10 protein-coding genes are annotated in these 14,678 nt (G+C 71.7%); 6 read left to right on the top strand and 4 right to left on the bottom strand.

The window, feature by feature from the left end; genetic code table 11:
- Nucleotides 1-178: 178 nt before the first annotated feature.
- Nucleotides 179-1,309 carry a glycosyltransferase family 4 protein gene (locus QT381_RS06890; protein WP_289248085.1) on the bottom strand — a complete coding sequence of 377 codons (1,131 nt, stop codon included), beginning with the start codon at nt 1,307-1,309 and terminating at the stop codon, nt 179-181.
- A gap of 244 nt (nt 1,310-1,553) precedes the next feature.
- Here QT381_RS06890 and QT381_RS06885 point away from each other — a divergent pair, with 244 nt between their 5' ends.
- The 4 genes from QT381_RS06885 to QT381_RS06870 all read left to right on the top strand — a co-directional run bounded on the left by QT381_RS06885 (nt 1,554) and on the right by QT381_RS06870 (nt 7,281).
- The gene (locus tag QT381_RS06885) at nt 1,554-2,414 is read left to right on the top strand and encodes an ABC transporter permease (RefSeq protein WP_289248084.1); all 861 of its coding nucleotides are present in this window, start codon (nt 1,554-1,556) and stop codon (nt 2,412-2,414) included.
- The gene (locus QT381_RS06880; RefSeq protein WP_289248083.1) at nt 2,407-3,177 is read left to right on the top strand and encodes an ABC transporter ATP-binding protein; all 771 of its coding nucleotides are present in this window, start codon (nt 2,407-2,409) and stop codon (nt 3,175-3,177) included. Before QT381_RS06885 ends, QT381_RS06880 begins: the two co-directional genes overlap by 8 nt.
- Before the next feature lie 140 nt (nt 3,178-3,317).
- Nucleotides 3,318-4,850, top strand: a complete 1,533-nt coding sequence (locus tag QT381_RS06875) for a hypothetical protein (RefSeq protein ID WP_289248082.1) — start codon at nt 3,318-3,320, stop codon at nt 4,848-4,850.
- A 79-nt stretch (nt 4,851-4,929) separates the two neighbouring features.
- Entirely contained in the window at nt 4,930-7,281 is a 2,352-nt protein-coding gene (locus QT381_RS06870) for a hypothetical protein (RefSeq protein WP_289248081.1), read from the top strand.
- A 454-nt stretch (nt 7,282-7,735) separates the two neighbouring features.
- Here the strand turns inward: QT381_RS06870 and QT381_RS06865 are convergent, their stop codons facing one another.
- The 3 genes from QT381_RS06865 to QT381_RS06855 form a co-directional block, all read right to left on the bottom strand.
- Nucleotides 7,736-9,037, bottom strand: a complete 1,302-nt coding sequence (locus QT381_RS06865; RefSeq protein WP_289248080.1) for an O-antigen ligase family protein — start codon at nt 9,035-9,037, stop codon at nt 7,736-7,738.
- Complete coding sequence (locus QT381_RS06860) at nt 9,034-10,368, bottom strand: O-antigen ligase family protein (RefSeq protein WP_289248079.1); 1,335 nt, start codon at nt 10,366-10,368, stop codon at nt 9,034-9,036. Before QT381_RS06860 ends, QT381_RS06865 begins: the two co-directional genes overlap by 4 nt.
- A 237-nt stretch (nt 10,369-10,605) precedes the next feature.
- Nucleotides 10,606-11,868 carry an acyl-CoA dehydrogenase family protein gene (locus QT381_RS06855; RefSeq protein WP_289248078.1) on the bottom strand — a complete coding sequence of 421 codons (1,263 nt, stop codon included), beginning with the start codon at nt 11,866-11,868 and terminating at the stop codon, nt 10,606-10,608.
- A 311-nt stretch (nt 11,869-12,179) separates the two neighbouring features.
- Here QT381_RS06855 and manA point away from each other — a divergent pair, with 311 nt between their 5' ends.
- Together manA and QT381_RS06845 are read left to right on the top strand one after the other, a co-directional pair.
- Nucleotides 12,180-13,301 (top strand): mannose-6-phosphate isomerase, class I, encoded by a 1,122-nt coding sequence (manA, locus tag QT381_RS06850; protein WP_289248077.1) that lies wholly within the window; start codon nt 12,180-12,182, stop codon nt 13,299-13,301.
- A gap of 355 nt (nt 13,302-13,656) precedes the next feature.
- The gene (locus QT381_RS06845) at nt 13,657-14,637 is read left to right on the top strand and encodes a DUF559 domain-containing protein (RefSeq protein ID WP_289248076.1); all 981 of its coding nucleotides are present in this window, start codon (nt 13,657-13,659) and stop codon (nt 14,635-14,637) included.
- Nucleotides 14,638-14,678 lie beyond the last annotated feature (41 nt).

The raw sequence follows: 14,678 nt of genomic DNA, 5'->3' as shown, positions 1-14,678 counted from the left end.
CGCTCGCCCCGCCCCGACGCTCCCGCCCCAACGCTCCCGCCCCAAAACGAAGGAGAACGCGAACGGATGCGCCCGAACCGCCCCCGAACCGGGCGCCCGGGCGCCGAACTCCTTCGTTTTGGGGCCGTCACCGACCCGGAGCACGGCGGCGGCCGGCGCGGCGGCCGGCGGGGCCGCGCTAGAGGTCCGCGTGCAGCTGCCAGACCTTCTCGGCCGACCGGGCCCAGCTGAACAGGCCCGCGCGGTCGCGTCCGAGCACGCGCAGGCTGTCCGCGAGCACCGCATCCGTCGTGAGGGCGGCGAGCGCGTCGGCGAGTGCGCGCGAGCCCTCCGACGCGGGCACGACGAGCCCCGCGTCGCCGGCCACCTCGAGCACCGCGGGCGTGTCGGCGTGCACGACCGGCACCCCGAGCCGCATCGCCTCGAGCACGACGAGCCCGAAGCCCTCGTCGACGCTCGGGTGCACGAGGGCGACCGCGCCGGCGATCACCGCCGCGTAGTCGGCGTCCTCGAGCACCCCGAGCGGCACGACTCGACCGGTCGGCAGCCCGGCGTCGCGCGCAGCGTCCTGGACGGCGACGATCGCGGCACCCGACACCCCGACGAGCACGAGCGGGAGCGCGTCGTCGCCGAGCTGCGCGAGCGCGTCGAGCGTGCGGTCGAGGGCCTTGCCCGCGGAGAGGTCGCCGAGCGCGACGAGGTAGCGGGCGGGCAGCGCGAGGCCCGCCCGCCGCGCAGCGGCATCCGCCGGCTCCACGAGGCGGTCGCTCACCGCCCCGCCGATGACGCGGATGCGCTCGCCGAACGACCCGACACCGGCGAGCGCATCCGCGACCGCGTGCGTCGGCACGACGACGGCATCCGCGTACCGGGCGGCGCGCGCCACCATCGCCCTCGCCCAGGACGCGTCCGCGGCCGACAGGGACTCCGGATGCGTCCACGCGAGCGTGTCGTGCACCGTCACGACGATCTGCTGTCCGCCGGCGTGCGACGCGCGCTCGTGACGCGACAGCGGCGCGAACGGGCTCGGGGCGTGCACCATCCCCGCCGTCAGACGCGTGAACCCGTGCTGCCACGCCCCGCGCAGCTGCCGCCGGTCGAGACGGTTCGAGCGGATGCCGGCGAGGCCGGGCAGGCGCTCGGCGAGCAGTGCGCGGGCGCTCTGTGACGACGCGGCGACGAGCGCCTCGACGTCGCACCCGGCGGGGGCCGTCTCGATGAGCGCCCGGGCGAGCTCCTCGGTGTAGCGGGCGACGCCGCTCGGGGCGGTGCTCAGCATCTCGTCGACGATGACGCTCAGGGTCGGCACGGTCGCCCTTCCTCCGTCGAGTTCGCCGGTGTCCCGTCGGGACCCGTGGGTCGCTGGGCGGCGTCGAGGCTACCACCCGGCGCGTCGACGGGCCGGTGCCGTCGCCCGCTGCCGTGTGCCCGCGGCCGGCCGGTGCCGTCGCCCGGTGCGGTCGCCCGGTGCCTGCGGCCGGAGCACGGCCGGCGGCTGGTAGCATTCCGTGCGTTGTGAGCGACCCGACCCCCCTGGTCGCAGCGGGAGTGCGGTGGACGTGACGGATTACGCGAGCCTCGCGCGCGACGCGGGACTGGCCCGGGTCGGTGCGCGCCCCCACCTCTTCGCCTATCTGGCCGAGGCATGGAGCCGCCGGGCGTTCGCGGTGACGCTCGCGAGCTATCGCATCCGGGCCGCGAACGAGGAGAACCGGCTCGGTCTCGCCTGGGTCGTGCTCGGCCCGCTGCTCAACGCGGTCGTGTACGGCGTCATCTTCGGCGTGTTCCTGCACACGGCTCCGAACAACGGCCCCGCGTTCATCCCCTACCTCATCGTCGGGGTGTTCATCTTCGCGTTCTTCAGCGACTCGTTCTCCGACGGCGCGAAGTCGGTCATCGCCAACGCCGCGCTCGTCAAGAGCCTCAGCTTCCCGCGCATCCTGCTGCCGCTCTCGTCCGTGCTGCAGTCGCTGTTCGAGGTCATCCCGATGGTCGTGCTCATGCTCGCGATCGTCGCGGTGTTCGGCGAGCCGGTCACGGTGGCCTGGCTCGCCGTCATCCCCGTACTCGTGCTCATGACGATGTTCAACACCGGCGTCGCGCTCATCGCGGCGCGCATCACGACGCACTTCCGCGACTTCCGGCAGTTCATCCAGTTCATCACGCGGATCATGTTCTACACGACGGGCGTGTTCTTCTCGCTCGAGCAGTACCTCCAGGGCGACCCGGCGCTCCTGTTCATCGCGCGGCTCAACCCGGTGCACGACTACATCGCGCTCATTCGCTGGGCCACGGTGCTCCACTCGCCGTTCGATCCGATCTTCTGGATCATCGGCAGCGTGGGAGCCGTGGCGTTCTTCGTCTTCGGCATCGTCTACTTCTGGGCCGGCGAGGAGACGTACGGGCGTGACTGACCTCTCCGCCGCAGACGTCGCGCCCGCGCCGCTCGGCGCCCCCACGGTCGTCGTCGACGGCCTGCACGTGAAGTACCGCGTGTTCGCCTCGGGCAAGGCGACCACGGGCAAGATGGGCGAGCGCATCCCCCGCACCCGCGGCATGCGCGAGGTGCACGCCCTCAAGGGGCTGAGCTTCGTCGTCCGGCAGGGCGAGTCGATCGGCATCATCGGTCACAACGGATCGGGCAAGTCGACGCTGCTGCGCACCATCGCGGGCCTGCAGCCGGCCACCGAGGGCGCGGTGTACGCCTCGGCGCAGCCCGCCCTGCTCGGTGTCAACGCCGCGCTGCTCAACAATCTCTCCGGCGACAAGAACGTGCGTCTGGGCGCCCTGGCGCTCGGCTTCACGCCCGCGGAGATCGACGAGCGCGCCGACGAGATCATCGACTTCGCCGGGCTCGAGGAGTTCCGCGACCTGCCGATGCGCACGTACTCGTCCGGGATGCAGGCGCGCCTGCGGTTCTCGATCGCGATCGCGAAGAGCCAGCAGATCCTGATGATCGACGAGGCGCTGGCGGTCGGCGACAAGCGGTTCCGCAAGCGCAGCGAGCAGCGCATCCGCGACATGCGCGACGAGGCGGGCACGGTGTTCCTCGTGAGCCACTCGATCAGCTCGATCATGGACACCTGCACGCGCGTGCTGTGGATCGACCACGGCGAGCTGCGCCTCGACGGCGACCCGCAGACCGTGTGCGACGCCTACCTCGACTCCACCCTCTGAGAGGCGGATCCGGCGAGTCGGGACGAGCGGCGCCCGTGCGCGGACACGCCGGTCGTTTCCGACATCCGTCGTCCCCGGGTTAGCGTAGACGGGCCGCTCTACCGCGCTGCCCTGTCGGCGCCACCAAGGAATCCCGCTCCGTGACGCACTCAGCAGCCGCCCGCCACCCCTTCCGCCGACTCGCGCTCCTGCTGGTCCCGGCGCTCGCCGCATCCGTGCTCAGCGCCCTCGCGGTGCCGACGGATGACGCGGCCGAGGCCGCCTCGTCGATCACGTCGTTCCAGCCGGGCGACATCATCACCGACGCGGACATGTTCACGTACACGACGATGAGCGCGTCGGCGATCCAGGCGTTCCTCGACGCGAAGGGCTCGGGGTGCGTCGCGGGCAGTGCGCCGTGCCTCAAGGACTATCGCGCCGACGTGCAGGCGGTCGCGGGCTACCACGCGGACCCGACCGTGCGCGGCTGCCAGGACGACATCGCGGCGGCGCCGAACCGCTCGGCGGCGCAGATCATCTACCTCGTCGCGCAGGCCTGCAAGATCAACCCGCAGGTGCTCCTCGTGACCCTGCAGAAGGAGCAGGGACTCGTGACGAGCCCCGGCGGCGAGGGGCTCACCGAGGGCAAGTACCGGCGCGCCACGGGCTACAACTGCTCCGACTCGGCGCCGTGCGCCGAGACGACGCTCGGCTTCTTCAACCAGGTGTACTGGGCGGCGCGCGCGTTCCAGTCGTACGTGCGCTTCCCCGACGGCTGGAACTTCCGCGCCGGCCAGGTCGCCGAGATCCAGTTCAAGCCGCATTCCGCGTGCGGCACGAAGACGGTGCGCATCGCGAACGGCGCGACCGCGGCGCTCTACAACTACACGCCGTACACGCCGAACGGGGCCGCGCTCGCGGCGGGGGTCGGCGCCGTCGGCGACGGATGCTCGTCCTACGGCAATCGCAACTTCTGGGCCTACTACTACACCTGGTTCGGTCCCGTCGACGACCAGGCGCCCTACTTCATCAAGAACGCCACCACGAAGCAGATCTACCTCATCGCGAACGGCAAGCGCCATCCGATCGCGTCGAAGCACGAGATGCGGCTCATCGCGGTCGCCACCGGGATCCCGTACAAGCTGCCCTCGCTCGACGGCGACATCGTGTCGCAGATCGGCACCGGGTCGTTCCGGCTCGTCGAGCCCGGCACCGTCATCGCAGCGACCGCGAAGTCGAAGAAGCTCTACCTGGTCGACGGCCTCACGACGAAGCGGCCGATCTCGAAGAAGCAGGCCATCGAGCTCACCGGCTCGTCGAAGGCCACGGTCGTCGGCGCCAAGGTCGTGAGCGGATATCGCACCGGCGCCGGCAGCGCGAAGCTCGGCCTGCGCGTCGGCCAGCGCTACTGGATCGCCGACCAGGGGGTGCTGCGCCGCATCCGTCCCGAGGACGTGCCGCACTACAAGCGGACGTTCGGCTTCGGCACGTACGACCTGTCGACCGTCGTCGCGCTCAGGACGGGCATCAGCATCGGTCGCCTCATCAGGTGGGACGGGCACTACTACCTCGTGCGCGACGGCCGCACGGTGAAGATCTCCACCGCGCAGTACAAGAGACTCGCCCACCAGTTCGGCAAGAAGGCGCAGGTGGTCGACGACTACTTCGCCTCGCTCGTGAAGACGAAGAAGTGAGGCGCTGCCGCGTCGTACGCGATCGGCGGGTTAGCGTGTACCCCGCCCAGCCCGCGACCGCTCACCAGGGGGAACGACCGTGAGAAACCGCGTCCGCACGCGAACCGTGCGCCGACTGATCGGCCTGACGGCCGCCGTCGCACTCGCCGCGGGCGCGCTCGTCGGCGTCGTTCCCGCGCTCGTCCCGGATGCGGCTCCCGCGGCATCCGCGGCCCCGCCGGCGAGCGCGTTCGACCCCGGCAACCTGATCAGCGACTCGGTCATGTTCGACTCGGGCACCATGACCGCGGACCAGATCCAGGCGTTCCTCGAGTCGAAGGTTCCGGCCTGCTCGGTGTCGGCATCCGCTCCGTGCCTCCGGGACTACCGCGCGGACGTGCCCGCCATCAAGGCGGTCGCCAACCGGTGCCTCGGCGACATCCCGGCGACGACGAACGCGCGGGCATCCGACATCATCGCGATCGTCGCGCGCGCCTGCGGCATCAACCCCAAGGTGCTCATCGTGACCCTGCAGAAGGAGCAGGGCCTCGTGACCTCGACGGCGCCGACCACGGGCAAGTACAAGATCGCGATGGGGTACGGCTGCCCCGACACGGCGCCGTGCGACGCGCTCTACTTCGGGTTCGTGAACCAGGTGTACCAGGCGGCCTACGCGTACCAGAAGTACGTGCGCAGCCCCGACGTCTACACCGCCTACCAGCCCGGCGTGCGCACGATCTACTACAGCCCCAAGAAGTCGTGCGGCACCGTGACGGTCACGATCAAGACACGCGCGACGGGCGCGCTGTACTTCTACACGCCGTACACGCCCAACGCCGCAGCGCTCGCGAACCCGTACGGCACCGGCGACTCGTGCAGCTCGTACGGCAACCGAAACTTCTGGAACTACTTCAACGACTGGTTCGGCTCGCCGATCGTCGGCGGCTTCCTGGTGTCGTCCGGCGGCGCGACCTACGTGCTCGTGAACGGCGCGAAGTGGCAGATCCCGGCGAACCGCCTCGGCATCCTGCCCACCCTCGCCCCGCTCGGCGCGGTCGGCGCCGTCTCGGACGCGTTCGCCGCGGGCTACCCGACCGCGGGCACGTTCGGCAACCTCGTGCAGGACGGCACCGGCGCGCTCTTCCTGCTCGACAACGGGCATCGCCTCTCGGTGCCCGACTGCGCGACCGCGGCCGACTGGGGCTACCCGTGCGCCGGCGTCCCGACCCTCACGGACGACATGCTCGCCCTGTTCCCGTACGTGGGCGCGATGGCGCCGGTCGCGTGGACCGCCGCCGGATCGACGTTCGTGCTCGGCGGGGGAGTGCGTCGGGAGCTGCTCGACGCGGCATCCGCGCAGGCCGCGGGGATCTCGCTCGCGGCATCCGTGCCCGTGCTCGACGACACCCTCTCGGCCGTGCCGCTCGCGGCCCCGATCGTCCGATCCGGAGTGACGGCGACCGCGCTCGGCGGCGACGGCGTCGCGTACCTCTCGACGTCGGGCGCGTACACGATCCCCTCGCAGGTCGTGGCGCAGCTCGGACTCACCCCACGACTCGGCGCCCCCGTCGGCGGACTCTCCGCGCCGAGCCTCGCCCTGCTCGGCGCCCGGCCGTTCGTCGGGCTGTGGTCCGACGGGTCGGGCTCGTACCTGCTGACCCCGACCGGCTCGATCGCGGTCTCGAATCCCGAGAAGTGGGGCGCGGCGTTCGTGCCCGTCGACGCCGACCTCGCGGCGCGGTTCGTCGTCAACGGCAAGAGCGTGAGCGTGCCGGTGTTCGTGAAGGACATCGGCACGGGGACGACGTTCCTGATCTCCTCGAGGACGACGCGTCCCGCGACCACGAACGCGGCGATCCGGGCACTCGCCGAGAAAGTGGATGCGGCCTCGACGACGCGGATCCCGATCGCGAGCGCCGCGCTCGCGGCGACCGGGCATCCGCTGGTGGCCCCCGGAACGGTCATGAAGGCGTCGAAGAAGGCGACCGCGCTCTGGTTCGTCGACGGTGCAGCGAAGAAGCGGCCGGTCACGGCCGCGCAAGCGCGCGAGATCGTCGGGTCGGCCGGGCTCGGCAAGGCGAAGGTCGTGCCGCAGTCGACGATCGACGGCTTCCGCACGGTCTCGGGCGCGGCCAAGCTGGGCCTGAGGTTCGGCGCACAGCGCTATGTCGCGGACGGGGGCGTGCTGCGCCCGGTGACCGTGGCGTACGCGAAGCTCTACGGCTCGAAGTTCGGGTTCGGGGTGTACGACCCGGCGACGCTCGCGCACCTGCGCGTCGGCGCCGCGATCGGCCGGGTGATCAAGGTCGGCTCGACGTACTACGAGGTCAAGGGCGGCAAGAAGATCAAGGTCACCGCGAAGCGCGCGAAGGCGATCGTCGCGGCGACCCGCGTCGCCGCGCAGCCGGTGCACGCGGCCTTCGCGGCTGTGCTCCCGACGAAGAAGAAGTAGCGGCGCTGCGCTGGCGCTGGCGCTGGCGCTGGCGCTGGCGCGGCGCGGCGCGCGGGCGCGGTGCGGGGCGCGGGCGCGGGGCGGCGCTGGCGCTGGCGCGGTGCGGGGCGCGGTTGCGCGGGCGCGGGGCGGCGGCGTACGACGTGTGGCGCGACTCTGCCCGAAAATGAAGGAGTCCCGCGGGGTTTCGCGCCGGAACGGGGTTGCTCTACCCGCATCCTTCGCGTTCGCCTTCGTTTTCGGGCCACGGCGGTCGGTCGCGGGACTCCGGTCGGAGTGACTCCGAAAACGAAGGAGCCTGCGCTCGAAACGCCCGCGAACCCGGCGTTCTGGCCCCATCCGCCGTCGTTCTCCTTCGTTTTCGGGGAAACTCCCGCGCCGCCTGCGCCGCCGCGTCGCCCGCGCCGAACGCCCCGCGCAGCGCCCGCGCCGAACGCCCGCGCAGCGCCCCGAGCTACGCCCGCGGGAGCTCCGGCCCGGTCGTGCGGGGGCGCAGGCGCTCGAAGGCGCGGCGCCAGGAGAGCTTGTCCGCGCTCGTCACCACGCACACGACGAGCATGAGCCAGCTGAACTCGACGAGCACCGCGCTCTCCGTGATCGACGTCGCGATGAGGGCGACCACCGTGAGCGCGGGCCACAGGTACACGACGCTGCGCTGGCGCACGGCGAGCACCCACGAGCGCGCGAGCACGAGCCCGAGCAGTCCGACGAACGCGACGAGCCCCACCAGGCCGACCTGGAAGAACACGTCGAGCAGCGTGTTGAACGCCGACGCGAAGTCGTTGCCGCGCACCTGGTAGAACAGCGAGAACGGGAACAGGCCGGTGCGCCAGTGCCCCATCCAGCCCCAGCCCACGACGGCGTGGTCCGCGGTCGTGAGCGCGATGACCTGCTCCCAGAGCCACCGCCGGTTGGCCACCTGTCCGCTGCCGGCGAAGAGGTCGAGCAGCCGCGCGCGGAGCAGAACGGCGATGCCCGACCCGAGGATCGCCAGCACGATGACGGTCCACGTGATCGGCAGCTTGGCGGCATCCGGGGCGTGACGCACACCCGTGAGCACGAGAGCGGCGACGACCACGACGAGTCCGGCGGCGAGCACGACCGTGGACTGGGTGAGCAGGATGACGACGATGCTCCCGGCGAGCGATGCGACCGAGAGCGGCAGCGGCACGGATCGGGTGAGCAGCTCGACGCCGAACGTCACGGCCGCGAGCAGCGCGAGGATGCCGAGGTGCGCTGAGTCGCCGGCGAGGCCCTGGATCGGCCCGCCGTCCTCGAGCACCCCTCGCACGTTGAGCAGTCGCAGGCGCGTGTCGAGCAGGATGCCGACGACCACCTCGAGCACGAGCGATGCGCTCAGCACCCAGCGCAGCACGTCACCGAGCGCGCGCACGATCTGGATCATGTCGCGCATGAGCGCCACGTAGATGCCGAGCGCGGCGAACGCGAGCTGGTACAGCGAGCTCGACAGGGTCGCCCACTGGTATCCGCTCCACAGCACGGATGCCGTGCACCAGCCCAGGAACGCGAGCAGCGAGATCGGCAGGATGCCGTCCCAGTCGAGCGCGCGCTGCCGGCCGGCGAGCGATCCCGCGCACAGCACCACGAGCGTCGCGAGCGCGGCGATGAGCGCCGGCCAGCCGAACAGCTCGTGGATGGGGAACGCGAGCGCGCCGATCCCGAACACCGTGAGGGTGAGGGCGCGCACGATCGGGGCGCTGCCGAGCCCGTCGAGCACCCGCCGTGCGAGGGTCACGCCGCCGGCTCTCGCCTCGGCGCCGCACGCGACAGCACGACGCACATCGTGCCGAACAGGAACAGCCCCTCCTGCACGAGGATGCCGCTCTCCGTCACGGTCTGCACGACGAGCAGCACGATGAGGAGCACGGGCAGCAGCATCGCGTCGTCGATCGGCGGCAGTTCCCCGCGAGCGGATGCCGTGGCGGCCCGGTACGAGCCCCACAGCGCCCAGAGCACGAGCGCTGCGAACACGACGACGCCGAGCATGCCGAGCTGCAGGAACAGGTCGACCCACGCGTCGTGCGCGTGCAGCTGCGGCACCCCGTAGCGGATGTTGAGGGTGTTGAGCGGGGCGAGCCACGGCGGCCAGTAGCCGAGCCAGCCCCAGCCGAACCACGGATGCTCGACCGCGAGGCCGATGGTGTTCGCCCAGATGCTCGTGCGGCCGGTCAGGTCGTCCTGCTTGCCGAGCAGGTGGATGATCGCATCCGTGCGGGTGGTCGCGAGCACGACGGCCACGATGACGACGGCGAGCACGACGAGGCCGTACCCGGCGCGTGCGCCGAACCGCACGATCCGTCGGCGCACCAGCACGGCGATCGCGACGACCGCGGTGATCGCGATCGCGACGGTCATCGTCGCGGATGCCGTGAGCACCAGGGTCAGCACGATGAGCGCGAGCCAGATGATCGCCGCGAGGCGGCCGATGCGTCCGATGAGGTACTGCACGACGAGGGCGACGAGGGCGACGCCGGCGATCTGGGCGAGGATCGCCGAGTTGCCGACGATGCCCTGGATCTTGCCCGACACGAACAGCAGGTCACGCGACCACAGCGTCTGCAGGTCGGCCGTCTCGGGATCGCCGGAGAGCCACACCGGCAGCACCGGATGCCGGACGACGATCGACACCCACAGCTCGAACGCGAACGAGAGCGCGACGACGGCGCGCACCGCCCGGCTGAGCGCGACGATGATCTCCTCGATGCTCATGAGCGCGCCGATCGCCCACGACGAGATGAGGGTGATCGTCGTGATCGTGACGCCGAGCAGCGTCTCCGGCCGCCACTGCGACCAGATCAGGCTCAGCGCAGTGAGCAGCCAGAACGCCGCGAGCGGCCGGGGCAGATCGGCGACCCGGCGGATCGCGCCCGAGCGGATCAGCCAGCCGAGCGACACGCCGAAGACGATGAGCACGAGGGCGCCCCAGGTCCACCAGCCGAACGCGTTCTTGATGCCGTTCGCGCCGAACGCCACGAAGAACGCGAGTGATGCGAACACGACGTGGGCGAGGTCGAGGGATGGCCGGGCGAGGGCCGCCCGTACCCGCGGTTCGGCCCAGGACGACATGGCTCTCAGGCTAGACGACCGCGGCGCCGGTCTCGTCCGGGTGCGGATGCGCCGGGCGCCGCGGTTGCGCCCCAGCTGCTACCGAAAACGAAGGAGTTCCGGGCCCGAAACGTCCTGTGGCCCGCGTTCCGGGCGAAAACCGCCGCGGACTCCTTCGTTTTCGGTGCCAACGGGCCAGCCGCCGACCCGGGAATGCCGCGCCGCCCGGTCGCCGCGCCGCCCGGCCGCCGCGCCGACTCAGACGAACGCGCTCTTGCCCGTGATCGCCCGTCCGACGATGAGGGTGTTCATCTCGCGGGTGCCCTCGTAGGAGTAGAGCGCCTCGGCATCCGCGAACGCGCGCATCGCGCCGTAGTCGAGCACGATGCCGTTGCCGCCCATCGCCTCCCGGCACCACGCGACGGTCTCGCGCATCCGGGACGTCGCGAACTCCTTCGCGAGCGCCGAGTGCTCGTCGCGCTGCACGCCCTCGTCGAGCATCTGGCTGACGCGCGTCGTGAGCCCGATCGAGGCCGTGATGTTGCCGAGGCTCTTCGCGAGCAGCTCCTGGATGAGCTGGTGGTGCGCGATCGGCTTGCCGAACTGCACGCGCTCCTTCGCGTATGCCACCGCGGCCTCGTAGGCGCCCACGGAGTTTCCGATCGCGGCCCAGGCGACCTCCGCGCGGGTCAGCCGCAGCACGGCGGCCGTCTCGCGGAACGAGTTCGCGTTCTGCAATCGGTTCGCCTCCGGCACTCTCATGTCGGTGAACGTGATGTCGGCGTTCTGCACGATGCGCAGAGCGCCCTTGCGCTCGATCCGCTTCGCGGCGTACCCGGGCGTCGAGGTCGGCACGATGAAGCCCTTGACCTGGCCGTCGGCGACGTCCTTCGCCCAGACGATCGTGGCATCCGAGATCGAGCCGGAGCCGATCCAGCGCTTCGCCCCGTTGATCGTCCAGATGTCGCCGTCGCGTTCGGCCGTCGTGCGCAGGCCCTGCGCGCTGTCCGATCCGCTGAACGGCTCGGTGAGCGCGAAAGCGCCGAGCAGTTCACCGCTCGCGAACCGCGGCAGCCATTCGGCGCGCTGCTCCGGCGAGCCGCCGACGGCGATCGCGCCCATCACGAGCCCGTTCTGCATGCCGACGAGCGTCGCGACGGATGCGTCCACGCGTCCCAGCTCGAGCGCGACCCAGCCGCGGAACACCGCCGAGTTGCGGAATCGCCGCGTCTCCTCCCAGGGCTGCCCGAAGACGCCGAGCTCGGCGAGGCCGGTGACGACGCTGCGGGGGAACCACTGCCCCCGCTCCCAGTGCTCGTCGACGATCGGGCGCACCTCGGCGTCGAGGAACGCGCGCAGCCGAACGATGAAGTCCCTCTCCTCGGCGCTCAGTGCGTTCTCGAATCCGTAGAAGTCGGCCGCGAGCGGCTCGAACGCCGGGCCGGTGGTGATCGCGTCAGCGGCGCCGGCGTCGGTGGCGTCTGCGGTCGCGCGGTTCGTCTGCGAGTCGGCGATGGTCATGGGGCTCCGTTGCTCTCTGTGGGTGCGGTCTGGCGGGTGCTCTCTGGTGCGGATGCGCTGCGTCGGCGACCTGGCGCCCGACGAAGGACACCCGGCGGCGGGCGGCCGTCGCCGGGCACCCGGCGGTCGCGGTGCCGGACACGGATGCCGTGGTGCAGCATCCGTGAGCGTCGCGCCGAGCCGGGGCCGGCATCCGTTCTCGTCTCCAGCCTAGGAAGCGCGGGTGCCGCGCGGCGAGCGGGTTGCCTGCAACCGACAATCCGCCCGGGAGTCGGGGGCCGCGGGCTTGTCGTGCCGACTAGCGTGGGGGCGTGCTCATCCCCATCGAGAACGTCCCGCGCGACTACGCCTGGGGGTCGGTGACGGCGATCCCGGCGCTTGTCGGCCGCGAGCCGTCGGGCCGACCGGAGGCCGAGCTGTGGCTCGGCGCGCATCCCGGATCGCCCGCGCGCGTCGTCGGCAGCGACCGGACCCTGCTCGACCTGCTCGAGGGCGGGCGACTGCCGTTCCTGCTCAAGCTGCTCGCGGCGGGCGGACCGCTGTCGCTGCAGGCGCATCCGACGATGGCGCAGGCGGCGGAGGGGTTCGAGCGGGAGAACGCGCTCGGCATCCCGCTCGACGCGCCGAATCGCAACTACCGGGACGCGTTCCACAAACCGGAGCTGATCTACGCGCTGTCGCCGACGTTCGACGCGCTGTGCGGGTTCCGGTCGATACCGAAAACGAAGGAGATCCTCGCGCGGCTGGGTGCCGCCGCGGAGCCGCTCGCGGAACGCTTGGTCGACGAGAACAGCCTCCGACCGGCATTTTCCTGGCTCATCTCGCGCGGTGATGGCGTCGACGAGCTCGTCGAGAGGATCACGGATGCGGCGCGAGAGCGCGTTTCTCCTTCGTTTTCGGACGACCTGGGCCTCGTCCCCGCCCTCGCGGACGCGTACCCGGGCGACCCCGGCGTCGTCATCGCGCTCCTGCTCAACCGGGTGACTCTGCAGCGCGGCGAGGTGCTCTACCTGCCGGCCGGCAACATCCACGCCTATCTCGACGGGCTCGGCGTCGAGCTCATGGCGGCGAGCGACAACGTGCTTCGCGGCGGACTCACGCCCAAGCACGTCGACGTGCCCGAGCTCGAGCGAGTGCTTGACTTCCGCTCGCTGCCCGTGCCGTACCTTGCGCCCCTCGACGCGGGATTCGGCGTCGAGGCGTTCCGGCCCGATGTGCCGGACTTCGAGCTGCTGCACACCGTGACGGATGCGGCGATCGATCTCGCCGGGCCGGCGATCGCGTTGTGCACGGCCGGGCGATTCACGGCCGCGGGGCATCCGCTCGCGCCCGGGGACGCGCTCTTCGTCGACGGCGAGCCGAGCATCGACGTCGCCGGCGAGGGAGACCTGTTCATCGCGACGACGTCGATCGCGACGGCGCTCGAGGGCTGACGCCGGGCGCGGGGTCGGGGCGGCGCCGGGGTGAGCGCGCCGGTTCTCCGGCGCGCCGGAGCCGGTTCTCCGAAAACGAAGGAGTCCGGAGCCGTTTTCGCCCGGGACGCCCGGTTGCAGGCCGTTCGCGCCCGATCCTCCTTAGTTTTCGGGGTCTCCCGCGCGCACCCGCCCCGCGCGCACCCGCTTGCTCGCGCCCGAGTCCGCCGCGCATCCGCCGCGCCCGCCCCGCGCGCGCCCGCGCGCCCGCTCGCCCCGCGCGCCCCCGCGCCCGGCGTTGTCCACACCCCCGCACCGTCCACGGATCGCGCACTCGACCGGGCCCGGCGGCGTCGCATCGCGCACGATGCGCGGCATGGATCTCGACGACACCTTCCGGCTGCACGGCCCGTTCCTGCGACGCCGCGACCTGCTGCGACTGGGGCACAGCGACGACGGCATCAGCGCGGCGCTGCGCATGAAGCTGCTGTTCCGCGTGCGACACGGCTGGTACGCGCAGCCCGGGATCGCGGACGACGCCGCCCGCGCGATCCGTGTGGGCGCCCGGCTGACCGGTGCGAGCGCCCTGCTGAGCTACGGATGCATCGTGCCCCGCCCCGAGCGGGTGGAGCTCGTCGCACCGCGCAACGCGGCGCGGTTGCGGCGTCCGCGCGATCGACGATCACGGCTCGAGGCGGCGGACGGCTGCCGCATCTTCTGGCGGGACGATGCGCGCGGCGACGAGCGAGGCTGGCGCGTCACCCCGGCCGAGGCGCTCGCCCACGTGCTGCGGGTCGAGCCCGAGGCCGTCGCGATCGCGTGCTGCGACGCCGCCCTGCACGAGGGGCTCGTAACGCCCGAGGAGCTCGACGCGGTGTTCGCCGCTGGACCCCGCCGGGCGCGATCGTGGCGCTCCAGGGTCAACGGCGCGACGGATGCCCACGGCGAGACATACGTGCGTCTCGGCTGCGAGGCGGTCGGACTCACGTACGTGCCGCATCCGTATCTTCCCGGTGTCGGCGAGTTCGACGGGCGGATCGGGCCGCACACCTACGTCGAGATCGACGGCATCCAGCACTCCGAGCACTACGACGGCGCGTTCGGCGGGGTCAGCCGTTTCGAGCGCGATCACGAGAAGGATGTCGCCATGGCGGCCCAGGGCGATCGCGTACTGCGCTTCACTTACCGCCAGATCATGACCAACTGGGACGCGTGCGTGCGCGCCATGCTCCGAGCGGTCGCCGATGACGAGGCGCTCGGGCGGGAACGCCGCCGCCGGCCGTACACTCCGCGCATCCCCCGAAAACGAAGGAGCATCCCGTTCGGCCGCCCCGGCTCGACACGTTCCCGGTCCTGATCGGCCCGAACTCCTTCGTTTTCGGGCCGACCGCGGCAGAA

It is taken from the genome of Galbitalea sp. SE-J8 (assembly GCF_030345695.1).
GTDB lineage: Bacteria > Actinomycetota > Actinomycetes > Actinomycetales > Microbacteriaceae > JAUASV01.
This window is presented reverse-complemented; position numbering and strand designations above follow the sequence as displayed.